We start from the raw sequence: 23,237 nt of genomic DNA, 5'->3' as shown, positions 1-23,237 counted from the left end.
GTGCGGCCCGATTCTCCCAAACCCGACTGACACAGGCTCGTCAGTGCGACAGGATGTCCGGTCGCCGTACTGACGAGTGAAAGACGGTCCGCATGCCGCACCCTGCACCGCAACCGATTCCCGAGTCGATCGACCTGCTCACCGCGGAGCTGGTGGTGGACATGGCCGTCCCCGTGGCGCCGGCCATCTCGCCGGATGGGCGCCTGGTCGCCTACGGTGTGGTCGCGAACAGCGGGAGGGACGGACGTCCGCACAGCTCTTTGTGGGTCGCCGCCGCCGACGGCAGCGCAGCCCCGCGCAGGCTGACCGACGGCACGGCCCGCGACGCAGTCCCGAAGTGGGCGCCGGACTCGGCTTTTCTGTTTTTCACCTCCGACCGCGAGGAGCGGGGCACCGCTCAACTCCGGCGGATCCGTCTGGACGGCAGCGAGGACATCGCCAAGGCAGAGTCCCTGACCAGGTGGCGCGGGGGCATCTGCGACTACTACCCGCTCGCCGACGGCAGCACCGTCGCGCTGCTCGCCGAGGACGAGCCCACCGCGGAGGACGAACGTCGGGAGGCCGAGGGTGACGACGCGAAGGTCTGGGGCCGGCACCTCCCGGTCTCCCGGCTACGCCTGCTTGACCTGGCGACCGGCGTGGTCCGCACTGCAGACGGCCTCGGGGACCGCCATGTCGTGGAGGTGACCCAGCGTCCGGACGGCGGCCCGCTGGCCGTGCTGAGCTGGACCACCCCCGAGCTCGACCCCGGCGTCACGACGGCAAGACTGCATCTGGTCGCCCCTGAGACGGGAGCCGTCCAGGACCTGGGCCCGGTCGGAGTCGAGGCCCAGTCCCCGGTCTGGTGGAATCACGATGGGGAATGGCATCTGGCCCACCTGGCGAAGACACCTGGGCACTTGGTAGGCGCGCTCGCCGTGATCGACACGGTCCCGCCGGCGGTCGGCCCGACCGTCGAACAGCGCAATCTCACGGTCGGCATGTCCGTCTGCCCCACCGAGCTGGTGCAGGTCGCCGACGGACCGCCGCTGGCGCTGTTCGCCGACGGGCTGGATACCGCGCTGTACAGGCTCGATCCGCAGTCGTTACGGTTCCACCAGGTGTCCTCCGCGCCCGGCACGCTCGCCGGGCTCACTGCGAGTCACTCCGGAGAGACCCTCGCTGTGCTGGCGAGCACTGCGTACGAGCCCAAGAACGTCCACGCGGGACGCACGGGCGGGCCGCTGCTGCGGCTCAGCGACACCAGTCCCGAACTGCACACAATCCGCTGGGGGGTCCAGGAACGGCTCAGCTACGGGGCGTCCGACGGACTCCAGTTGGACGGCCTGCTGATCCTCCCTGCCGGCCGGACTCGGGACGACGGTCCCTTCCCGCTTGTCACCTTGGTCCACGGCGGCCCTTACTTCCGCTCCGCCGACGAGTTCGCACTCACTGTGGTCGACTGCGGCCAGTGGCTGGCGACGGCAGGTTACGCGGTCTTCCTGCCCAACCCCCGGGGCGGGTCGGGCCACGGCCATGAGTTCGCCGCCGTGGCGGCGGGCGCGGTGGGCGGCGACGAGTGGACCGACATCCTCTCCGGGATCGACCTGCTGGTCGCCGAGGGAGTCGCCGATCCCGAACGCCTGGGCATCTCCGGCTGGAGCCACGGCGGTTTCATGGCGGCCTGGGCCATCGGCCGAACCGTCCGGTTCAAGGCCGCCGTCATGGGCGCCGGCATCAGCGACTGGGGCATGCAGGCCGGGACCGGCGACGACGGAATCCTGGACGCGGCGCTCGGCGGCAGCACCGGCTGGAACGGACCGGGACCGCACATCCACGACCGGAACAGTCCGATCTCCTACGTGTCCCGGATCCGTACCCCGGTCCTGATCCTGCACGGCGAGCAGGACACCAACGTCCCGCTCGGCCAGGCCGTCCACTTCCATCGCGCACTGCGCCACTTCGGCGTCGAGCACGAGTTCGTCGTCTACCCCCGAGAGGGCCACGGGCTTCACGAGCGCGCCCATCAACTCGACGCCCTCCGGCGCACCCGCGCCTGGTATGACCGCTGGCTGTAGGCCCGCACCAGGGTGGGCACCGATTCGAAAGCGATGAGTGGCGAAAGCGAGCTCTTTGATCCGGATCATCGATGCGCGTGAGCGGAGGCCGGCGAGGTAGCTGTCCGGGGTCTTGTCATCGCGGGTGGCGATGCCTCGCCATGCCTTGAGCTTGTTGATCAGGCGCTCCACGGCGTTCCTCTCTTTGTAGAGGTCGGCGTCGTGGCTCACGGGTCGTCCGCCCCTGGAGCCCTTCCTCTTTCGGTTGGCGGCCTGGTCCGCCTTCTCCAGCATGACGGCTTCGATGCTGCGTCAACGCAGGTGGGCCCGGTTGCTGCGGGTGGAGTAGGCCTTGTCCCCGGCGACTGCGTCCGGCCGGGTGCGGGGCGGCCGACGGGACCGGGAACCCGTGTCTTCTCCAGCACGGGGATGCACTGCGGGCTGTCCGCCGCCTGCCCTGCGGTCAGGACGAACCCGCCCTCGCCGCGGGAGCCGCCCCGGCGATCACGAAGAGCGGGCCCTCCTCCATCCACTGCATCCGAGGCGGCGTGACCATGCGGTCACTGCACCAGGTGCTGGAGACGGGCGCCCCGGTCATCCGCAGGCGCCGGCACTTCAGCTGGCGGCACGATCCGGAGCGGCGGCGGGGCCTGTCGCTGTGCGCCTTCCGTCCGGAGGATGCGCGGGGACGCCCCCCGGGGTGGTAGCCCTGTACGTCGACAGCCGAACGTGCAAGCTCGCCCACACCACCGACGAGGAAGGACGTGGCCTGTTCCTCGTCGCCCGACTCGGCGGGCGACGGGGCGGCCGCCATGCAGAGACCGCAAGACGATCTGGTCCGAGCAGCTCATCAGGTGTCCACGCTGACCGACGGCCTTCCCGTTGCAAGACACACCCCCGCGACGCAGGGACGACGGCACACATGGAGCGCGCGGCGTCCAGCGGCTCCTGCATGCCGGCCCCCATGCAGGCGAAGCCGGCGCCCTGCGAACCTGCACACCGCGTCATTCCGAAGGAATGCGGAACTCGAATTCGGGACGGTCCCACGGCACGGCGGGCGGGTTCGCGAACGCGGTCCCGATCCGCACCGCACCGGCGCGGCGGTAGAAATCCTCTGCGGGAAGATGCGACACGACCTTGACGCGGTCGATCCCGGCGGCACGGGCCTCGGACTGCATGTGCGCGACGAGCAGTCGCCCGATACCCCGTCCTTGCGCTTCGTCGGCGACGAACAGCAGGTCGAGCTCCGGTGGAGCGAGGACGAGCGAGTAGAAGCCGAGGACCCGGCCTCCATGCTCGTCGGCGCCGACGGCCACAAAGGCGCGGTGCGCCTCGATGTAATCAGGACCGACCCGATAACCCGCGACTGCGGCTGCGTACTTGCCCTCGTAGGCGCCTGAGCCACGCACGAGCCGCGTGAGCCGTTTGGCATCCCGCGCGACGGCCCTCCGTATCGTGATCGACCGACTGATCGGGGAAGTGCGTGAACCCATCGGGAAAGTATCTCGTACCGGAGGGTGCCTTCGTGCGGCGGGTCGGCTGCTCGGGCAGGCGTTCCTGCATACCGCTCCCGGATACCGCCCGAACAGGCCCCGATCCCGTTCGTTCTTGACCAGCTGCGCGACCAGCCAGAGCCCATACGTGAGGAGGTGCCGGGTCTGCTGGAGCGGCCGGCTGAGGTGCCGGACTCGCGTGATCCGCGCGGCGTGCGCCATGCCCTGGCCGTCGTCCTGGCCCTTGCAGCATGCGCGGTGCCGACCGGGGCGACCTCGCTGTTGTCCGTGGGCGAGTGGATCGCGGACGCGCCCGCCCAGGTGCTGGAACGGCTCGGCGTCCACCCGGACCCGGTGCTGCCCGCGCGGCGGCTGCCCTCGGAGTCGGCGGTACGGCGGCTGCTGGCCCGGATCGACGGCGACGCGCCATGGCCACCTGCCGCAACTGCGCCATCGGCGCGCTGAAGCTCGCCGGTGCCGTCGGCATCGCGGCCGACCTCCGCCAACGCCCGCGATCCCCGCGATCCCCTCACGCTTCTCGGCCTCAGATGTTCGCAGACCGGACGTCATCCGACTACGCCGAAGCCCTGGGGCTTGGGCGGCCACGATGCGGGTGACGCCTGCCGCGATGACTCGTTCAAGTGGTGGGTCGCTCGGCTTCGCTTACTACTACTGCGCCTCCTGCCCCCTTGCGGGACCCAACATCCAGCCCCCCAAACGCTTGGGCATGAACACGACATTTCCGGCTCGTCAGCCATGAGTCTGGGGGAACTATGGCCATCCGTACCCGCCTGCGTCGCGCCTTCGCGGTCCTTGGTGTCGCCTCGGCGACGGCCGCCCTCGTCGCCATCCCGACTGGTGCCGCCCATGCCGCGGACTGCGGCACCTGGTCAGAGCTGGTCAGGCGGGCTGCGGGGCGGGTGTCGCCGGAGCGGCCGCGACCTTGCGGGTCTCGCGCATCATCAGCAGGCCGTTGACCACCATCAGTGTCGCGGTCAGGCAGTGGACGCCGAGCGCGGTGGCCACGGAGCCGTGGTGGGCCAGCACGGTGGCCATGTCGCCGTATGCGGCGAGGGCCTCCACCAGCAGCACCCAGCCCAGCGCCCGGCGGTGGCCTGTCACCAGCAGGATGCCCAGGACCAGGGCCAGGACGACGTCGCGGATGCCCTTGACGATCAGGAAGCCGTCGCCGTCGCCGGACGGCCAGCTCGGCAGTCCGAAGCCCGGCGCCGTCGTCTCCGGGCTCAGGATGAACTCCGTCCCGAACCAGAGGATGAAGAGGATGAAGACGGCGACCAGGACGGTGTTGATCTTCTTCAGCGACATCGTTCTTCTCCTTGCGAGTCTTCGTCAGCTTGGTGAGTTTCGTGGAGCTTGCCGAGTCGTACGGGGCCCGATCAGGCCGGGCGGACGCGGCTGATCGTGGGGCGCGGCTTGCCGGGATCGCGGTCGGGGGATTTGAGCGGCAGCTGCATTCCCGAATGTCGGGACCTCGGTGGTCAGCCGCCCCCGGGAGTGGGAATTGTGCGCCGCCGGCGCGGCGTCGGCCCGCAGGGCCAGAGATCCGAAGCCCAATCGGGCTCACCCCGACAGGGCGAAAGCCGTCGGTGAACAGGGGCAGACCAGTACATGCCGGGGCAGCGGCGATATCAGGTGAGGGCGGTGACCAGCAGGGCGAAAGCGGCGATGATGACGGCGACGCGGACGTAGTGGTAGCGGTCCCAGCGGCGCAACTGCTGCTTCCAGTCGGCGGGCCGGTTGTCGGGGGTCCAGGTCTTGTTCCGGTTGTTGATCGGGACGAGCAGCAGCATCGACATGACCACGCTGACGATCAGCAGGCCGGCGGCGGTGACGACGAGTCCGGCGCCGTGGTGGTGCCGTCCGGCGATGGCCCAGATCGCACTGAGGACGAGCGAGCCCATGTACCAGAACGGCATCAGGGCGCCGAGCATCCGGCCGCCGTGGGCGTGGCCGAGCTGGCCGCTGTCCTCGGGAAGCGCGTCCAGGATCCGGTTCATGATGAAAGCGACGGAGAATTCCACCCCCACCATCAGCCCGACGACGACGGTGGTGACGACCTCGAGAGCGTTGAGCATGACGACCCCTCCGTGAACTAGCGTTGCTAGCAGATGAGGCAACGCTAGTACTGCTGCCGCTCGCTTGTCTAGCGATGCTAGGATCGATTCATGTCGGTACAGGAACGCAAGCAGCGCGAACGGGCGGAACGCGAGCGCCTCATCGTGGCGACAGCCCGCGAACTCGCCGAGCAGCAGGGCTGGGACGCAGTCACCACCCGGCGGCTCGCCGAGCGCATCGAATACAGTCAGCCCGTCCTCTACAGCCACTTCCGCGGCAAGCGCGAGATCATCGGCGCCGTCGCCCTGCAGGGGGCCGCCGAACTGGCCACGGCGGTGCGGGCCGCGACCTCCGCCGCGGACGGCCCGCGCGCCCGGGTCGTCGCCCTGGCCCGCGCCTACCTCGACTTCGCCGCCCGCAACCCAGCGGTCTACGACGCCTTGTTCCAGCTCGACGGCGGCCTGGCGTACGCGCAGGAGGACACCCCCGAGCCGCTGAAGGACGCCTTCGCCGCCCTGGTGGAGACTCTCGACGAGGTCACCGGCGACGGCGTCCCCCCGGGGCTGTTCACCGAGGTGTTCTGGGCGGCCCTGCACGGCCTTGCAACCCTGAGCCGCGCGGGCCGCCTGCTGCCCGAGGACGCCGAGCCGAGGGTGGTGCTGCTGGTGGACCGCCTCGCCGTGCTCTGACACACCGTCCCGGCGGGCACGCAGCCGGGGCCCTCGGGCCCCGCCGCCGCCTGCCTGCGGCAACGCTTCCGGTCACTCGCGTCCACACGGCGCAGCCGTGGCTCGGCACCGTCCTGGCGGTCGTGGACGAGCCCGCCTCCTTCGGCGATGTGCCGCTGACCGTCGGCCGCGACGCCGGCTGCAAGGTCGCCTACCTGCCCGGGCGCGCAATGCGCCGGATCGCCGACCTCCACCCCGGTGAACCCGAGACCGACGCCCGCGATGCGGCCGCGACGGCGGACGCCGCCCGCACCATGCCCCACACCCCGCACTCCCTCGAACTCGCCGACGGGATCACCGCCGAGCTACCATGGCGGCCGGCTTCGACCAGGACCTGGCCGGTGAGGCCGACCGCGCCTCCCACCGCAGCCGCGGCCTGCTCACCCAGTTCCACCCCAGCCTCGAACGAGTCCTGGGACTCCGCCTGGACCTTCCCGCCGTCGCCTGGCTCCTGGAGCGCCACGGCCCCCGGCCGCTCTGCGCAGGCCGGCCGCCGCAAGCTCGCCGAGGTCATCCGGCCGCCTCTCAAGGCCGGCCGGCACCTCCTTGCCGGGCGGCACCAGCAGGCCCATCCGCTGGGCAACCTCGTCCGGCAGAACAGGGTCGGCACCCAAGCCGTTCTCAGTTTGTTGCGCAGCCTTGACGGTATTGGTCTGGGCCAATACCGTCTGCCTCGCACAGAATTCCACATCGCTCAACACCGCGAATCCTCAGGCAAGTTGACGAAGCATCCGCCGATCGGGGGGAGCCCGGCCGTCCACTGTGGGCCTGCCTGTCGACGCAGCCCGAGCGCCGGCCGTCGCCCCGTTCGTCGTGATCCAGATCCACAAGGGCGCGGGACTGCTCACCGTTGATGGAGATCACCAGAGGCGGCATGGCGAACAGACGCGATCGTGTTCTTCTTCGGAGGCCAGATCTATGCAATCACACCCTGCAAGGGCACAGCGCGGCCGGTGGAAGAGAGCGCTCTCGCTGATTCCCGTCGTCGTGGTGACGGTGGCGGCCACCGTCACCGCGACACTGGACGCCCAGGCGGCAGTACCCCCGACACCGTCGGGCTTCACGCTCACCTGGAGCGACGACTTCAACGGTGCGTCCGGCACCGGCATCGATCAGAGCTCGTGGAAGTACGACACCGGGCCGGGCAGCAACTTCGGCACCGGTGAGATCGAGACGATGACCGACAGCACCTCGAACGTCTACCACGACGGTCAGGGTCATCTGGTGCTCCAGGCCCTGCACTCGGGTTCCGACGCGCGCGGCGGATGGACCTCCGGGCGCGTGGAGACCCAGGCGGCGGGCTTCGGCGCCCCGGCCGGCGGCGTCGTACGCATCGAGTCCGTCCTCCAGCAGCCCAACGTCACCACCGCCAACGGCGCCGGCTACTGGCCGGCGTTCTGGATGCTCGGCGCCCCGCTGCGCGACGGTGTGACCTGGCCCAAGTCCGGCGAGGTCGACATCATGGAGGACATCAACGGCCGCAGCTCCCTCTTCAGCACCCTGCACTGCGGGGTGAACCCGGGTGGCCCGTGCAACGAATCGACCGGCATCGGCTCGGGTGAACGCGCCTGTTCGGGCTGCCAGACCGGCTTTCACGACTACGCGGCGGAGATCGACCGCTCGGTCTCGCCGGAGCAGGTCAGGTTCTACCTCGACGGGAACAACTTCTTCACCGTCAACGCCAACCAGGTGGACGCCACGACCTGGTCGGACGCGGTCGACCACCCCTTCTTCATCATCTACGACCTGGCGATCGGCGGCGGCTTCCCGGACGCCTTCGGCGGGGGCCCGAACGCGTCCACGGTCTCGGGCGGCAAGCTGGTCATCGACTCGGTGGCCGTCTACAACAAGGCGCCCGGCTCCGGAGGCGGTGGCGACGGTGGTTCGGTGAGCGGCCAGACGATCACCGGACCCGGCGGTAAGTGCGTGGACGTGTCGGGTGACGACACCGGCGGCGACGGCACCGCGGTCCAGCTCTGGGACTGCCAGTCGGCGGCCAAGGACCAGCACTGGACGTGGAGCGGCCAGACCCTGCAGACCCTCGGCAGGTGCCTGGACATCGCCGGCGGCAACAGCGCCGCCGGTACGAAGCTGCAGCTCGCCACATGCAACAGCGGCGGCTACCAGTCATGGGTGCGCCAGCCCGACGGCTCGCTGCGGAACCCGACGAGCGGCCGGTGCATCGACTCGCCGTCGGGTGCCACCGCGAACGGCACACGGCTGCAGATCTGGGACTGCAACGGCTCCGCGGCCCAGATGTTCGCCATCGGTACCCCGATCTACGGACCGGGTGGCAAGTGCGTGGACGTGGCGGGTGACGACACCGGCGGCGACGGCACCGCAGTCCAGCTCTGGGACTGCCAGCAGGCCACCTCGCTCGACCAGAAGTGGACCTGGAACGGGCAGACCCTGCGCACGCTGGGCAAGTGCCTGGACATCGCAGGCGGCGTGAACGCGGCCGGCACGAAGCTCCAGCTGGCCAACTGCAACGGCGGCGGCTACCAGAACTGGGTCGCCAACTCCGACGGCTCGATGTCCAACCCGACCACCGGCAGGTGCATCGACTCGCCGTCGGGTGCCACCGCGAACGGCACGCGCCTGCAGATCTGGGACTGCAACGGCTCCGCGGCCCAGAAGTTCTCGCTGGCGTGAGCAGGGAGAGCCCTGGCTGAAATGAGGCGGGGCACGTCGAAGGGCCCGCACCTCAACCGGTGCGGCCCCTCGGGGTATCGCCGCTGCGCAGGTGATCCGCTGAGGCCTTGCCCCATCGCGAGCCCGCCGGGATCATGACCGCGTGCAACGCCGAGAAGAGCTCCATGAACTGCTCGAACGCGCCGGGCTCACCGTCGTCGAGGAGATGACCCCGGGCAGCCTGTTCCCGCCGGAGGCCGGCTGGCGCATCGCGCGTGGGATCGCAGCGCCGGACGGCGCGGCCGGGCAGGCGCTCGACGCCACGCGGTGGCGCCAACTCATCGATGGCAATGGTGAGTTCCTGGTGGCCGTGCTCGGACATCGGATCGGCGGAAACGACTCCTGGTGGATCCGGGTCCGCAACACCGGTGACGGTGTACCGGAACTGACCGGCGACCCCGGTTTCGTGGCCCTCTCCCTCGACGGACAGGTGCTGCTGGCGGAGATCCCGGGCCCCGACGGACCCCGGGTAACGGCCCTCGACCGGCTGCCGGAACGGCTGGAGGAAGCCGCGGCAGCCGCCGGACCCGAGACGGAGGCCGAGCGCGCCCAGGTGTGGGCGGCCGTGCCCGGCCTGCCGGCGTGGCCCCTGCACTGGGCGGAGGGAATCGGGTCCAATCCGGCCGCGCCGGACGAGCTGCTGATCAGGTTGCTGGACGTAGCGGACGACTTCCTGCACGGCTGCAGCCGTCCGGCCGTCCTCGACGCCGCCGTGGCGCACCCCGACCCGCGGGTGCGCGCGAGAACTGCCGACACCTTCCGGCCCAAGCTCACCGCCGAACAGTGGGTACGCCTGGTCCGCGCCGAACCCTCACCGAGGCGGCGCGTCCTCTGGGCGGAGCAAGCCTGCACCTGGGGCGCCGCACTCCCCGAGGACCTGTACGACGACCTCCTCGCCGGCCCGTCCCGCGCCCAGGCCGCCGAACTCCCAGGGCTCCCCGCACACCACCTACCCAGCCTCGTGACCGACGCCGATCCCCCTGTCCGGGCGGCAGCCTGCAATCGATGGGAAGATCTTGCCGCTCCCCTGCGAGCGCGGCTGCTCGCCGACACCGACGACACGGTGCGAACGGCGGCGCTCCTGGCCCACCACACCGCGATCCCCATGCCCCGCGAGGTCTTCGCCTCGCTGGCTGCACACCGGCAAGCACTCGAACAGTGCCGCTTCGAGGCGGAGTTGGAGGCCGAGCTGGTTCGCGACGGGGACACGGAGGTACGCCGGGCGCTGGCCGGCAACCCGGGCCTCGGCGCGCCCGGCGTCGCCGTCCTGGCACAGGACCCGCACGACGACGTCCGGTCCGCGGTGGCACTGCGCCCCGACCTCACCGAAGAACAGCGCGCCGCGGTGCGCTACGACTTCGACCCGACGTCGATGTCGCACACGCTGCCCTGGGTCGAGGACCTGCACAGTGACCCCGCCGCGATGCGCCGCCTCGCCGCGTCGCCCCATCCGCTCGTCCGCCGCAGCGTGGCCCGCGCCCGGCATCTCCCGCCCGACGCCGTGGAGCGTCTGGCGCGGGACGAGGACCGGGTGGTCCGCCTGTTCCTCGCCGAATCGTGCGACGACGCGCCCGCCGACCTGCTACTGGAGGTCTGGCGCTGGTGGGACGGCAGCTTCAGCCACCCCGACCGCCCTCGCAGCCACCCCAACTTCCCCCGTGCGGGCCTGCGGCGCTATGCCGACGACCCCAGCGGACGGATGCGCCGCCTGGTCCTCGACGACCCGCAGTCCACCGCCGCTGACGTCGCGCGCCTCGCCCGGGACCCCGAGGCCGAAGTGCGGCAACGCGCAGCCGCGGACCCCCGGCTGTCACCTGCCGACGCGGTACGGCTGCTGAACGACCCGGCGGACCACGTGCGCGGGACCGCGACGCGCCACCCCCGACTGCCGTCCCGCGTCCTGGCCGGGCTGCTGCACGACCGCGACACGGCCCGCGCGGCGGTCACCAATCCGGCGATCCCGGTCCCCGTCCTGAACCGCATCCTGGACGCGGCCGCGGCAGCCATGGCCGCCCAGCGGTGACCCCGACCGCCCGAACCGACAGCGCCTGCTTGTGTCCCGTCCCGATCGGATCCGTGCCCCGACCCCCATGTGCAGGCCGTCCGGGTGGGACAGCGGCGTTGAGGAGCATCTGATTTTCGGCGTCCGGGTAGCGGGTGGTGATGACCTCGATGGGCAGCCGGACAGCGAATCGCCGGCGTAGCCGTCGGGCGGCCGCGTCAGGGGTCTCGGCTTCGCTGAGAGGGCGGACTCCGGCAACATCGGTGTCTGCCCGCACACTTCGTCTCCGCCGTTGGCCAGGAAGGAGTGACACCATGGCGGACATGTTGAACTACAACCTCGCCGTCCCCTCTCAAGATGTCGCCGGAGTCCTGTCCGCGCTGGTGGCTGAGGGCGACGAGCTCGATGTCCTGGTCAGTGCAGTGGACGACTGGTCCATACCGACACCGGCACCGGGCTGGACGGTCGCCCACCAGATAGCCCACCTCGCGTGGGCGGACGCGAACGCACTCAGCGCCTTACGCACTCCGGACGCGTTCGGCGCCGAGCTCGTGCGGGCGGAAGCAGAAGGCAGCGGGTACGCGGACAAGGCCGCCACCGCGGGAGCGGCAAAACCGCGGTCGGTACTCCTGGACGAGTGGCGGGCCGGGCGAGCCGAACTGGCGGCGGCACTGCGCGACACACCGTGGGACCACGCATTCCCCTGGTACATGTCGAAGGTGACCCCGGCCCTGATGGCGCCCCTTCGTCTGATGGAAACCTGGGCACACGGGCAGGACGTCTTCGATGCCGTGGGCGTGGCGCACCGCCCGACGGATCGACTGTGGCACGTGGCTTCGCTGGGGGTGTTGGGACGGGCGCTGTCCTTCGCCGCCGTCGGACTGCCTGAGCCGGCGGACGCCTTCCGCGTCGAGCTGACAGCACCTGACGGACGGACGTGGGGGTGGGGCCCCGAGGCTGCCGCGCAACGGGTACAGGGCGGCGCCGTCGACTTCTGCCTGTGTGTCACCCGGCGTCGCCCCTCGTCCGAGACCAACATGACGGCGACCGGCGAGGACGCTCAGAAGTGGCTGGAGGTGGCGCGCGTCTTCCTCTGAGAGCGTCTCCCGGGTGTCTCTGCGCCTCGGTAGTGGGGCCGGCGAGCGAGCGCGACAGCGATCCGAGGCACCCCATCACTCTTCGTCGCCACGGGCAGCGGTGCAGCGAGCGCCGGCTCCAGTTCGTCGGGCATCGTGACGATGTCGTCGTCGCGGACCTGGAACTCGTACTCCGCGTACGTCTGCTCGTCCTCTTCTTCGCGTCTTTCGACGCCTCCGCCGGACCCGACGAGACGGGGGAATGACACCCGTGGCGCACCGACGATGCCCGGCGGCCACTGGGGCCGCCGGGCATCTTGCTGTCGCTGCAACCAGGTCCGGTCAGCACACCTGGCGGCCTGATGCGCTCTCCCAGCGAGTGAGGCTTCGACCGGTGGCGAGAGTGTCCGCATGATCCGGTCCAAGGACTCGCAGTTGGTCCTGCAGCAGTTCCGTGAATGCTGTCACAGCCCCGGCCACATCGCCCATGTCTCCCCGCCACCGGGCGAGCTGACCACGCGTGCGCAGGGTGTGGGGGTGATCGGGACCCAGCACCCGAAGCTGGTCCTGCAACAGCTCAGCAGTCGTCACGGCGGCGCCGACCACATCGCCCAGTTCCCCCCGCCACCAGGCGAGGTGCCCCCGGGTGCGCAAGGTGTCGGGGTGGTCAGGGCCCAGCACACGGAGCCGGTCGTGCAAGACGTCGGCGAACTCCGCGACGGCCCCGGCCATGTCCCCCACTCTCCCCCGCCACCATGCGAAGTTGTGCCGCGTGCGCAGAGTGTCGGGGTGGTCAGGGCCCAGCACACGGAGCCGGTCGCGCAAGATGTCGGCGAACTCCGCGACGGCGCCGGCCGCGTCTCCCACTTCCCCCCGCCACCACGCGAGATTGTGCCGTGTGCGCAAGGTATGGGGGTGGTCGCATCCCAGCACGCGCAGCTGGTCCTGTAGCAGGTCCGCGAACTGGGCGACGGAGCCGGCCGCGTCTCCCACTCTCCCCCGCCACCACGCGAGATTGTGCCGTGTCGTGAAGGTGTCGGGGTGGTCGGGGCCCAGTGCCCGGAGCTGGTCTTGCAGTAGGTCCGCGAAGGCTGCGGCGGCGCCAGCGGCGTCTCCCGTCTCCCCCCGCCATTCGGCGAGGCTGTGTCGAGTGCGGAGGGTGTCGGGGTGATCGGGGCCGAGGGCCCGGAGCTGGTCTCGCAGAAGGTCCGCGAAGGCCGCGGCGGCGCCGGCGGCGTCCCCGGCCTCCCCCTGCCACCACGCCAGGTGGCTTCGAGCGCGAAGGGTGTCGGGGTGATCGGGACCGAGATGGTGGTGGGTGGTTCGGGAGAGTTGGCGGTAGTAGTCGCGGGCAGAGGTGACCTGGCCGGTCTGGCCGAGACTGGTACCTGCGCGGTAGAGCACGATGTGCGCTCTCGGCCTGTACAAGGTTTTCCCTGCATGCCTGGTGAGAGCGTCTGTGTTGGCGCGCAATGCCTGGGCGTGGCTGAGATCCCGCTCAGGAGCAGGCCAGGCGGAGATCAGGGCGTCGGCGGCGACACGGACGAGTTCATCGAGCCGGTGGGAGGAGAGTTGGTCGCGGACGGCGCGCTGGACCAACTGATGCACACGCATGGCCTGGTCAGGGGTCCCAGGGGTGTGGTCGGCCAGACTGAGCCGGTGCAGTAGTCGTATTGCCATCTCCGCCTCTTCGATGCCGGCAGGAGCTCGGCCGGGGTCATGTCGCGGTGGCGTCGCCCGCCAAGCAGCGGCTCCCGCGCGGCACGCGGACAGATGGCTCAGAGCGGGCGGGCTGGTCAGGACGGATGCCGGGATGCCGTTGGGATCGAGCATGGCCGCCAATTGCAGCATCGGGCGGGCCAGCCCAGCCGGGCGCAGACTCTGGGCACGGTCAATGGACAGGGACCAGGCTGCGGCGACGGACGTCGGCTGGTCGTCGGGCAGGGCGCTCGGTTCGGGCAGCAGGTCGGCGAGGGCTCGGGCCCGGTCGGCGAGGTCCCGACGGTAGGTGGCGCAGTCCAGACCAGCGTCGGTGAGATAGGCGGCCGCCTGGGACAGTGCAAGGGGCAGGTATCCGAGATCGTGGGCCAGGCCGGCGAGCTGGTCGGCTGGTTCGGTCCGGCCCTGGGCCGCGAGAGTGTCGTTGAGGTAGGCCAGGGCCTCGGTCTGCGTGAAGACGCCCACTTCGATCAGGCGGCCGCGGCCGGTCAACGCCGCATCTCTCCGACGGCTGGTGATCACTGTGTGACCATTGGGGACGGCGGGAGGCCATAGCTCGTGCAAGTCCGCAACATCGGCGACATCGTCCAGGACGACCAACCATCTGCACGGGCGGGCGGAGCCCTTGGGCGTGAGCCAAGCCAGGAACTGCTTGGCCGCCTGCTCCGGATCTGTGGCATCGGCACACAGAAGCTCCACACCAGCTTGGGCGTAGCCGGTCACAGCCGCGGAGCGTGTGGATGCGGTGATCCACACCAACGCGTCCAGGGCGCGGTCCTCCCAGAAGCTGTTCGCATAATCGGCGGCGAGCTGCGTCTTGCCCACTCCCCCTGTTCCGACCAGGACTTGACACAACACCGCTACCCCTTCGCCTGCCGACCGCAGTCGCTGCCCCTCGGGTCGGTGTTGGAAGGACCGTGCTCTGGGCGGGATGACCCCGACCTGGTGCGGCCATGAGGCCGGGCTCCGGGCCGTGGCGTAGTGCGTGACGTGGTCGGCGTGGCCGACGGACAGCCCTTGGCGGTCGGCGTAAACCGCCGTGCGAGCGGTGATCTGTGGGGCCGGAGTGACGCCGAGTGCGCTCAGCCCTGATGCGGACCCGGCGTCTGAGGGGTAACGGTCACGTCTCCGGCGTTCCAAGCGACGACACTTCCGCGGTCAGCCTGGAGGGTGGCGCTCCCCCCGATGGCAACACCGTCGTCGCCCGCCGACACAGCACCAGACCCACGGGACTGTTCTTCGACGAGGGCGCGAAGCTGGGTAACGGCCACGCCACGTTCTTCGCCCGCCAAACCCTCCAGCAGCGTTTCAAAACGGGTCTGCCAGGAGGACTCCTGACGCGCCCGAACCAGTACGGCCTCATCGAGACGTGCTTCCTCCAGCACGGTCACGGTCTGGTCCAGGCGTTCGAGTTCCGTGTACTCGCGGGCCTGGTCCCCGCGGCCCAGCAGCCGGGCCACCCCAGACCTGAACTCGCCCCAGGCGTCCGTGCCCGCAGCCTGAACCACTGCAGTGCCTCCAGCCGCCGCCAAAGCCGTCAACGCCGCTTCCAGCATGCCGCCCCCTCGGATGAACCCCTGACCTGGTGACGGTACCGGCGCCCGACCGCAGTTGTCATAGCCCCGTGCGAATTCAACCCCACTGGACGCGTCATCGAGCTTCACTGGCATCGCTGAGCCTTCGGTGACACGGCAAGCGCACCACCGGTGAACTCGCCTACGACCGCTGCTGCACGCCGGCCCCGGTGCCCCTCGCCACGCTGCTGCGGGTCGCCGGGGCGAGATGCTCGTCGAGGCGGCCCGCCCGTGCCTACCAAACGGAGTGGGTCAGCGGACCGTGCCAACTCCGAGTTTCCTGGCCCAGTCCCGCAATGCGGGTTCGGCCAGGCTGGTGCTCAGCCAGTCGTGGTCGAGGTCGGCTCCTTGAAGGGACGGTACGACCGCGACGTAGAGCCCGGCAGCACGTGCCGAGGCGATGCCTGTGGCCGAATCCTCGAAGGCGACGGACCGCTGGGGAGTCGTACCGAGTGCCTCGCATGCCGTGAGGTACAGCTCTGGTGCGGGCTTGGGAGAGCGCACTTCGTCGGCGGCGAACGAGTGAGTGAAGCAGTCGGTGAGACCGGCCGACCACAGTGCCGTGTCCAGCAGTTCCCGAGGGCTGTTGCTGGCTACGGCGATGGGTACGACTGCTCGGCAGGCGCGCACCAGTTCTGCCGCCCCCGGGAGGGCTACGGCGCCTCGGGAAAGCTCTCTGCGGACTCTTTCGAGGAGTTCGGCGGCGAGTTCGGCACCAGCGCCGGGGCGCCCGAGGTATTGGGCCATGGCCTCACCAGCGCCCTCCACGGTGCGGCCGATGACCAGGGCTTTCTGTTCGGGACCGAAGGGCTGACCGTGCGCCGCGAAGATGGCCGTCTCCGCAACGGTCCAGCAGGCTTCGGTGTTGACCAGCAAGCCGTCGCAGTCGAAGACCACGGCCTCTGTGTTGGTGGGGAGCGAGCACATGTGGATGTCCTTCCACTTCAGGTGATGCACGGGTTGCCCTTTCGGCCGCTGTCGGAGGCCTTGCGGTAGCGTCGCCCCGTGCTCACTGTTCGAGTGCGAGCCGGATACCGAAGGCGGCGATGACCGTGCCGGTGATGCGGTCGAGGCAGCGGCGGGCCGCGGGTCGCTGCAGGCGGTCTCGGAGCACATGCGCGAAGGCGATCAGCGCGCACGCCCAGGCGACGGCCAGGAGGATGTGTACACCGGCCAGGAGCACGCCTGGAGCGAGGTGCGAGGCGCCGGCGGGAATGAACTGCGGGAGCATCGCAACGTAGAAGGCGCCCATCTTCGGGTTGAGGAGATTGGTCACGATCCCTTGCCGCCAGCCGCCGAGGAGAGTGTCGCCGGCGCCTGTCCTGGCCCCGGTCGTGCCCCCGGTCCCCGCCGTCTGCGGGCTCTCGCTCGGTGCATGGCGCCAGGTGGCCCACAGCAGCCTGCCGCCCATCCACACCAGGTACGCCGCTCCGGCCCAACGAAGAGTCTCGTACGTGAGATGTGACGCGGTCAGCAGCGCGGTCACACCGAGCGAGGTGAGCACGCCCCAGACCAGCGTGCCGCTCTGGATGCCGAGGACCACGCCCCAGACACGACGGCGGTGCCCGAGCGCCGCGGTACGCAGGATGAGTGCGGTGTCCAGTCCCGGAGTGAGCGTCAGGAGTCCCATTATCAGGGCGAAAGTCCCTATTGCGTCTAGGGTGATCATGAGCAATCACCCTAGGTCGGGAACCGTGGGGCGTCCACGTTCCTGCCTGAAATCGGGCAGGAATGGCACAGTTCGCGTTTGGTTTTACGCGTCATACCTAAGGTGACGTGCCCGGTATACGCCTAGTCGCGACGATCCGGCGGTTCGGCATGGTCGGAGAGGGTGCTTGGGCGCATGCTCGGAACGGGGCATCGGTGCCGCGGGTCGCGTGGCCACCCTTACAGGTCAGAGTCGGGTGCCAGGGCGCCGCGCAGGGGGCGGCCCTCATGGAGGTGGTCCAGGTCCTCGGTGATCTGGCGGACCATCCGGGGTACGTTGACGCGTTCCGCCAGGTTGAGCGCCTCAGCGAGGGCCACGCGCGCCGCGTTCGTGCGGCCGGCGGCGGCACGGACTTCGCCGAGGAGTAGCAACATGTGGGCCAGACCGGCGTCGTCGTGCACCGTGCGGTGGTGGTCCACTGAGATCTGGAGGGAATCCTCGGCCTCGGCGTACTGGCCGAGGTCCGCCCGAGCCAGCGCGACATGCCAGTGCACCCACACGCTCTGGGACGGCTCGGCCGCCATGGGCAGCATGCGCTCGGCGACGCGGACGGCCTCCCGCGGGTCGCCGAACTGGCGGTGGGCGTCGATGTAGTGCGCCGACAGCCAGATCAGGTCCCCGACGCCGCCACCGGACTCGAACAGGGACCGTGCCGTGTCGTAGCGTTCGAGCGCCGCTTCGCGCCTCTTGAGATCGCAATACATGTCGCCGTAGTGCGTCTGCACCCAGCCCTCGAGGGAAGGGCCGCCGTGCGCGCGGCTGATCTGCACGGCGCGTTCGTACAGCACCACGGTGTCCTCGGGGCGGCCGGACTTCCGGCGGGCCTCGGCGAGCTGGATGATCGCCTCCAGCTCACGCTGCGGCTCCTCCCGCCGGTTCGCGGCCTCGACCGCGGCCTCTTCGATGTCCTGGGACTCTTCCCAGCGGCGCTGGTACCACAGGAGGGGCCGAAGCGCCTCGGCCAGCGCACCGACCGCGTCCCAAGCACCGGTCTTTCGCGCCGCCTCGGCAGCCGCCATCACGTTCACGTCCTCGGCGCCGAACCAGGCGAGGGCCTCCGACGACGGCCGGTGCGCGGAGGACGGTGGCATGAGGCTGATGCGGGACGCCTCGACGTACCAGTTCACGATCCTTCGGACGGTGTCGTCGAGCACTGTCGGCGGGTCGACCTCCCTGGCCTTCTGCCGAGCGTAGAGGCGTACGAGGTCATGTGCGCGGTAGCGGTCGGCGGCCTGCGGAGTGGTCTCCAGCAACTGGGCGTTGAGCAGTTCGGTGATCCACAGGTGCGCCGTCGACGGGTCCGTTGCGGTGGCCGCAGCCACCAGGCCGGTGGTGAATGTGACACCGGGGACGAGACCGAGCGCCCGGAAGCAGCCGGCCGTCGCCTCCGGCAGCGTGCGGTAGCTGGCCTCCAGGGAAGCCCGTACCCCCCGGTCCTCATTGTCCAGGTACGTCAATCGGCGTTCCTCGTCTTCCAGGCGTCGCGCCAGGGCGCTCAGCGGCTGGTCGCGCATGGTGGGACCGTTGATGATGGCTCCGACGAGCCGTAGCGCGAGGGGGAGGCCACCGAGGAGGCCGACGATGCGCAGGGCGCTCTCCCGGTCCTCGAGGACCTCCTCGTCCTCGACGAACCCCGCGAGGGTGGCCAGGGCCTCGTCGCTCGCCATCGGCCGCACATGAATCCGCCGCACGCCGTCCAGGTTGGGCAGTGAGGAGCGGCTGGTGACGATGACACTGGTGGGGCCGGGCTCCCGAGGTAACAGGGGCTCCACGTGCCGCTCCCGGGTAGCGTTGTCGATGATGAGCAGTGTGGGCCCCTCGTGGTACAGCGACTGCAGCAGCTCCGCTCGGCGGCCGGGGCTTTGCGGAATCGCACTGTCCGGTACGCCGAAGGCGTCGAAGAGTTGCTGCATCGCGGCAGGCACCGGCACCTCCACCGCCCCCATGCCGCCCAGCTCCACGAAAACACGGGCGTGGTAGAAATCGTCGGCGAGCAGGTGGCCGATGTGGGTCGCGAGGGACGTCTTGCCGACACCGCCCATTCCGTAGACGACGATGACGGCACCACGTCCCGCGTGCCGTCGCAACAGGGTGCTGATTCGAGTGAGTTCCGCCTCGCGTCCGCCGAAGTCGACGAGGAAGCGCTTGAGGGTCATCCGGGCCCCGGTCGGTCCGGGCCCGGTGCCGTATGGACGCTCCGGAGAGGACATGGCCGGCAGTCGAGGCACTGCGTCCGGGTCCGGGATGTCGAGCAGGTCCCACACGCGTGTGACGCCGTCGACACCCACGGGGCTGAGGGCGGTGACCGGCACGACGGTCAGGGATGACGAGCCTTCGGGGAGATGGTGCTCGGTAACCACGCCGACGGCGCGGGGCCGGGCGCGTCCGTCGGGGGCGAAGACGAGGGTGCCGGAGATGCCCTGCCACTGGGACCCTCCGGTGCCGAGACCGGCCGGGGTCGCGGTGACCCGGAACCCGAGCAGCCCGCGGCGCAGGTCGGCGCCCGGCGGAATGGTGCCCTCCAGGTGCTCGCTGTCGCGTTTGCTCGTGGTGCGGCCGGGCCAGGCCTTCTGCTTGTAGCGCGGGAAGCCGACCGCCCAGCATCCCGGCACACTCCGGGTGGCGGAGCGGTCGACGGTCGCGAACCTGACCGGTGCGACGTCCCCTTGCAGACGGTGGCCGTCAGCGAGCCGTATCAGAGCGATGTCCGCGTCAGCACTGCTGCCCAGGGCTACGACCTCCGCCCGATGTTCCCGCTCATCGAAGAAGCGAACCAGCAGCTCGCACGTCTCGTTCCGCCCCCCGGACCCGCCGAGTGGGCCGACAGGGCCGACATTGTGGCCTGCGGTGAGTACGAGTTCGGCCGTGATGAGATATCCGGAGCCGACGCTCCACTGCTCCCCCGTCGGCGTCCGGTACCGGCGGAGCACTTCGACGGCGCGCGTGCCGTACGCATCGGCCGGGACGACCTCGGTCATCGGACTACGGCTTGCTCTCGCTGGTATGGAACACCTTCACGGGCGCGCCGTGGTCGTCGACCGGCGCCTCCAGCGTCACGGTGACCGTCTGCAGTTCCTGCCGTGACCGGCCTTTGTCGCCCCCCAGTTCGAGGACCCAGAGCTTCAGGCCTGCTCGGCCGTTGTCCGTACGGGTGACACCGACCTGGAACTCGAGTTGAATCCGGCCAACCGGGAAATGGATGCCGCTGGTGTTGGCGGCGGACATCGAGGCCACGATTTCCTCGCGGATCGCGGCGACCGCCGCCGAGAGTTCGATCAACTCGGTGTTCCTTTCCGCTACTCACGTCTCCAGGGATGTGGTTCGACTGCCGGCGTCCGGGTCGGACCGCGTGTGAGCCAAGCTTGGCTGAAGACGGTGCACATTGCCCAGACCTGTACCGGAATCTGCACCAGGACACGCAGCGCGGCGTAGCGTGGCCAGAGGGGGTGCCCCTGCGCACGAAAGAACATGAGGATGCATTCCTCGACCACCAGGGCGGCCCCGACGACGGCCGCGTGCGACATGGGTGCCGTCACGCAGAGCAGGGGCAGCGCCGCGTACTGAAGGGCCGGAGCCACCCGTACGAAGACGTCGAGGGCAGCGTAGGGCGGCAGTTTGCGCAACTGCGGGAGGAGCCAGCGCAGTTCCCGCCAGTGACTGCGGCTCCAGCGCAGCTGTTGGCGCAGGTAGCCGCGGATCCGGTCCGGTGACGTCGTCCAGGCGTGCGCGTCGGCGGCGAAGCGTGTTCGTAGCCCGGCCCTCAGCAACAGGTTGGTGAGATGTAGGTCCTCGCCCTGCCGGCACGGCACGCCAAGGAACCGCTGGTCCCGGTAGGCCGGCCACAACGCGCTCAGAGCCGAGCGGCGGTACATCACGAAGGCGCCGGCGCAGCAGAGCACCGCTCCGTACGTCGACTGACAGGCCCGGTCCGCGTTGGTCATCTGGTATTCGAGGTCGCACAGCTCGGCAAGGGTGCCCGCAGCACGAACGTGAATGGTGCCGCTCACAGCGCCGACGCGGGTGTCCTCCATATGTCGTACGAGTGCGGTGACCGCGCCCGGTGCGATGCGGGTGTCGGAGTCGACGCACAGAACGAGCTCTCCCCTCCCGCATACGAAGGCGGCGTCCTGAGCGTGTCGCTTCCCCTTGTTGACGCCCAAGCGGATGACCTGCCATCCCGGCAGGGCGGCATACCGCTCGTACACATCCTTGAGCTCCGGGGACTCCGCCGATCCATCGTCGACGACATGGACCGTCAGGGTGCCCGGATACGCGAGCGCCGCCACCGAGGAGAGACACGCCTCCAGCTCCGTAGGGTGTTCGTTGTAGCAGGGGATGAGGACATCCACGCTCGGCCGGGCGCTCGCCCACGTCGCGAAACGGGTTGGGCCAGGATCGACCCGCCTGCGCCGTATCCATTCGTGCACGGCCGCGGCACAGCCGTACAGCGCCGTCCACAGCACGCAGGCAAGCGTTGAGGTCATGGCCCTTCCCCCACCCTGTGGTGCTCCGGCCAGTTCCAACGGACAGCTGCCCGGTCGAGGCTAGGCGCGGGCCGTGGCCACCGAAAGGATGCGGCCGGACAGGTTCAGCACGCCCGAGGGAGTTTCGGGTGCACACGAAGGCGCGGGCCGTGGGCGGCTCAACCCGCCTGTATGCGGTGAGGCCTCCACGCGTGACCAGGACGGCCGGGACACCGAGGGGGTTCTTCTGGTCGACGGCCTCTCCCGTGACGGGGTGCCGAGGGGAGGCTGCGGATGGTGTCGGGCCGGGCGGCTACGACGGGCTCGTAGCCCTTGCCGCTCCGCCAACCGAGCCAGGAGTACTGAGGCACAGCCGGATCATCACAGGCTCAGCCCTGCTTCAGGGTGGGTTGGTTCCTCGGTGGTCACCGGCTGACGTTGCTCGAGGCCGGAGTTATGTGCTCCATTCGGAGGTACTGCGGTTACAGACGGCGCTGTGGGGCGTTGAACGTGTATGAGCGGAAGTCATAAGCGCAAGCGGTCAGGCTCGCGAGCGTTCGAGCAGGTGCAAGTGCAGCTGGCTCGTGCGGCTGCTGCGATGACTGCGGGAAAGAAGCCCCCGCGGCAGGCAGTGGAAGAAACGGTTCGCCCGGCAGGTTCAGAGCCGGGTGACAGCCGTGGTGAGGCGGCGCCGCCCGGCTTGAGCTGAGGCGATGGCACGTTCGGCGGCGAAGCCGGTCCCGGCCGGCTTCCTTCTCGGCCTTGCGCTTCCTCGTCTCGCAGCCGGCTTCGAGCTGCTCGAGCCATGCCGACCAGCAGGGTCGCGCATGGCGCACCTGCGGCAGTTGCACCAGTGGACGTCCCGGCCCATCTCTTCTGGGGCCACGGCGGGTGAGCGACGGTCGCCGGAAGTGTAGGGAACGCGGGCGGCCCTGGACAAGGTCGGTGCACCGACCGGCTGACGCCGCCGTTCGGCTGCTGATGTCAACGCCGAGCACGCGTCTCACCGGCACGTCGTCGAGGTCGGCAGCGCGCGAGGGGTGTCGAGGTCTTTGTCCGGATCGGCACCGGCCCCACCAGGAGCGACAGCACCGCACCATCACCTCGGTACGTGAACACCGCTTGCCACAAAGGCGTATCGCCCTGCTTGTCCGGGGCATCCACCTCCGCACCCGCGGCCCCGCAGAGAGCCGACAGCAGCGGCATCCTGCTCATCCGCCGCAAATCCGCCAGCGGCCACAGCGCAACCACGCTCGGGAGAGACGGACATGCACTCGGCACGCTCCCCCATGCACACGGCCCTCGCCGGCATGTGCCGGCGAGGGCCGCTTTGGCGTAGCGGGAGCGGGATTTGAACCCGCGACCTCTGGGTTATGAGCCCAGCGAGCTACCGAGCTGCTCCACCCCGCGTCGATGAACCCACCCTACGTCGTCCCCCTCCCGACCGGCAGCCCATTTTCCGAGCAGCGGCCGCGCAGCCGTACGCCCATGGCGTCTTCCGGCGAGGACCTGCCGGCCGCGGACCGGCTGTAGGGAACTACCGACCGACGCCGTGTCCTACGACTGGAAGGGCCCGGTCAGTAGGCGGAGTTGACGTTGTCGATGGAGCCGTAGCGGTGTGCGGCGTAGTTGGCGGCGGCGGTGATGTTGGCCACCGGGTCGGTGACGCTG

The 23,237-nt window shown here is 70.0% G+C and carries 16 protein-coding genes, 1 tRNA gene and 2 pseudogenes; 7 read left to right on the top strand and 12 right to left on the bottom strand.

Going from position 1 to position 23,237, the window contains the following annotated elements; translation table 11 throughout:
• The first annotated feature begins 92 nt into the window (after positions 1-92).
• Positions 93-2,057 (top strand): S9 family peptidase, encoded by a 1,965-nt coding sequence (locus ACIHEJ_RS34690; RefSeq protein WP_400141595.1) that lies wholly within the window; start codon positions 93-95, stop codon positions 2,055-2,057.
• Positions 2,058-2,105: 48 nt separating this feature from the next.
• On the opposite strand, the pseudogene ACIHEJ_RS34685 reads toward ACIHEJ_RS34690, so the two are convergent.
• Both ACIHEJ_RS34685 and ACIHEJ_RS34680 read right to left on the bottom strand, forming a co-directional pair.
• Positions 2,106-2,506 (bottom strand): annotated as a pseudogene (locus tag ACIHEJ_RS34685) (transposase); the annotation flags it as partial.
• 534 nt (positions 2,507-3,040) lie between these two features.
• Complete coding sequence (locus ACIHEJ_RS34680; protein ID WP_400141594.1) at positions 3,041-3,529, bottom strand: GNAT family N-acetyltransferase; 489 nt, start codon at positions 3,527-3,529, stop codon at positions 3,041-3,043.
• A 156-nt stretch (positions 3,530-3,685) separates the two neighbouring features.
• Here ACIHEJ_RS34680 and ACIHEJ_RS34675 point away from each other — a divergent pair, with 156 nt between their 5' ends.
• Positions 3,686-3,994: a transposase family protein gene (locus ACIHEJ_RS34675; protein WP_400141593.1), complete on the top strand. Its 309-nt coding sequence runs from the start codon at positions 3,686-3,688 to the stop codon at positions 3,992-3,994.
• Between the two features lie 435 nt (positions 3,995-4,429).
• Here the strand turns inward: ACIHEJ_RS34675 and ACIHEJ_RS34670 are convergent, their stop codons facing one another.
• Both ACIHEJ_RS34670 and ACIHEJ_RS34665 read right to left on the bottom strand, forming a co-directional pair.
• The gene (locus ACIHEJ_RS34670; protein WP_400141592.1) at positions 4,430-4,855 is read right to left on the bottom strand and encodes a DUF4267 domain-containing protein; all 426 of its coding nucleotides are present in this window, start codon (positions 4,853-4,855) and stop codon (positions 4,430-4,432) included.
• Between the two features lie 323 nt (positions 4,856-5,178).
• Positions 5,179-5,625 carry an anthrone oxygenase family protein gene (locus tag ACIHEJ_RS34665; protein WP_400141591.1) on the bottom strand — a complete coding sequence of 149 codons (447 nt, stop codon included), beginning with the start codon at positions 5,623-5,625 and terminating at the stop codon, positions 5,179-5,181.
• Positions 5,626-5,715: 90 nt separating this feature from the next.
• On the opposite strand from ACIHEJ_RS34665, the gene ACIHEJ_RS34660 reads away from it, so the two are divergent.
• The 5 genes and pseudogenes from ACIHEJ_RS34660 (at position 5,716) to ACIHEJ_RS34640 (ending at position 12,123) form a co-directional block, all read left to right on the top strand.
• On the top strand, positions 5,716-6,294 hold the full coding sequence (locus tag ACIHEJ_RS34660) for a TetR/AcrR family transcriptional regulator (protein WP_400141590.1): 579 nt from the start codon (positions 5,716-5,718) through the stop codon (positions 6,292-6,294).
• A 104-nt stretch (positions 6,295-6,398) separates the two neighbouring features.
• Positions 6,399-6,854: pseudogene (locus tag ACIHEJ_RS34655) on the top strand (transposase); the annotation flags it as partial.
• A gap of 469 nt (positions 6,855-7,323) precedes the next feature.
• Positions 7,324-8,985 carry a ricin-type beta-trefoil lectin domain protein gene (locus ACIHEJ_RS34650; RefSeq protein ID WP_400141589.1) on the top strand — a complete coding sequence of 554 codons (1,662 nt, stop codon included), beginning with the start codon at positions 7,324-7,326 and terminating at the stop codon, positions 8,983-8,985.
• 142 nt (positions 8,986-9,127) lie between these two features.
• A complete protein-coding gene (locus tag ACIHEJ_RS34645; RefSeq protein WP_400141588.1) occupies positions 9,128-11,047 on the top strand; it encodes a hypothetical protein in 1,920 nt (639 codons plus the stop codon).
• 293 nt (positions 11,048-11,340) lie between these two features.
• Positions 11,341-12,123, top strand: a complete 783-nt coding sequence (locus ACIHEJ_RS34640) for a TIGR03084 family metal-binding protein (protein ID WP_400141587.1) — start codon at positions 11,341-11,343, stop codon at positions 12,121-12,123.
• Between the two features lie 321 nt (positions 12,124-12,444).
• On the opposite strand, the gene ACIHEJ_RS34635 is transcribed toward ACIHEJ_RS34640, so the two are convergent.
• From ACIHEJ_RS34635 to ACIHEJ_RS34600, 8 genes are all read right to left on the bottom strand, one after another.
• Positions 12,445-14,706 (bottom strand): tetratricopeptide repeat protein, encoded by a 2,262-nt coding sequence (locus tag ACIHEJ_RS34635; protein ID WP_400141708.1) that lies wholly within the window; start codon positions 14,704-14,706, stop codon positions 12,445-12,447.
• A 197-nt stretch (positions 14,707-14,903) separates the two neighbouring features.
• Positions 14,904-15,377, bottom strand: coding sequence for a hypothetical protein (locus ACIHEJ_RS34630; RefSeq protein WP_400141586.1), 474 nt, complete (start codon positions 15,375-15,377; stop codon positions 14,904-14,906).
• Between the two features lie 270 nt (positions 15,378-15,647).
• Complete coding sequence (locus ACIHEJ_RS34625) at positions 15,648-16,352, bottom strand: HAD family hydrolase (protein ID WP_400141585.1); 705 nt, start codon at positions 16,350-16,352, stop codon at positions 15,648-15,650.
• Positions 16,353-16,404: 52 nt separating this feature from the next.
• Entirely contained in the window at positions 16,405-17,025 is a 621-nt protein-coding gene (locus tag ACIHEJ_RS34620) for a LysE family translocator (protein ID WP_400141584.1), read from the bottom strand.
• Between the two features lie 257 nt (positions 17,026-17,282).
• Complete coding sequence (locus ACIHEJ_RS34615; protein WP_400141583.1) at positions 17,283-20,081, bottom strand: NB-ARC domain-containing protein; 2,799 nt, start codon at positions 20,079-20,081, stop codon at positions 17,283-17,285.
• A gap of 4 nt (positions 20,082-20,085) precedes the next feature.
• A complete protein-coding gene (locus tag ACIHEJ_RS34610) occupies positions 20,086-20,382 on the bottom strand; it encodes a trypco2 family protein (protein WP_400141582.1) in 297 nt (98 codons plus the stop codon).
• A gap of 17 nt (positions 20,383-20,399) precedes the next feature.
• Positions 20,400-21,587, bottom strand: coding sequence for a glycosyltransferase (locus tag ACIHEJ_RS34605; protein WP_400141581.1), 1,188 nt, complete (start codon positions 21,585-21,587; stop codon positions 20,400-20,402).
• A gap of 1,315 nt (positions 21,588-22,902) precedes the next feature.
• A tRNA-Met gene (locus tag ACIHEJ_RS34600) sits at positions 22,903-22,976 on the bottom strand.
• Between the last annotated feature and the right edge of the window lie 261 nt (positions 22,977-23,237).

Origin of the sequence: Streptomyces sp. NPDC052301 (assembly GCF_044593395.1) — a bacterium.
In the GTDB taxonomy this organism is placed as follows: Bacteria; Actinomycetota; Actinomycetes; order Streptomycetales; family Streptomycetaceae; genus Streptomyces.
This window is presented reverse-complemented; position numbering and strand designations above follow the sequence as displayed.

Coding starts and splice junctions, on each gene's coding strand:
- ACIHEJ_RS34690 (WP_400141595.1), top strand. CDS start 93: ATGCCGCACCCTGCACCGCAACCGATTCCCGAGTCGATCGACCTGCTC.
- ACIHEJ_RS34680 (WP_400141594.1), bottom strand. CDS start 3,529: ATGGGTTCACGCACTTCCCCGATCAGTCGGTCGATCACGATACGGAGG.
- ACIHEJ_RS34670 (WP_400141592.1), bottom strand. CDS start 4,855: ATGTCGCTGAAGAAGATCAACACCGTCCTGGTCGCCGTCTTCATCCTC.
- ACIHEJ_RS34665 (WP_400141591.1), bottom strand. CDS start 5,625: ATGCTCAACGCTCTCGAGGTCGTCACCACCGTCGTCGTCGGGCTGATG.
- ACIHEJ_RS34660 (WP_400141590.1), top strand. CDS start 5,716: ATGTCGGTACAGGAACGCAAGCAGCGCGAACGGGCGGAACGCGAGCGC.
- ACIHEJ_RS34640 (WP_400141587.1), top strand. CDS start 11,341: ATGGCGGACATGTTGAACTACAACCTCGCCGTCCCCTCTCAAGATGTC.
- ACIHEJ_RS34630 (WP_400141586.1), bottom strand. CDS start 15,377: ATGCTGGAAGCGGCGTTGACGGCTTTGGCGGCGGCTGGAGGCACTGCA.
- ACIHEJ_RS34620 (WP_400141584.1), bottom strand. CDS start 17,025: ATGGGACTCCTGACGCTCACTCCGGGACTGGACACCGCACTCATCCTG.
- ACIHEJ_RS34615 (WP_400141583.1), bottom strand. CDS start 20,081: ATGACCGAGGTCGTCCCGGCCGATGCGTACGGCACGCGCGCCGTCGAA.
- ACIHEJ_RS34605 (WP_400141581.1), bottom strand. CDS start 21,587: ATGACCTCAACGCTTGCCTGCGTGCTGTGGACGGCGCTGTACGGCTGT.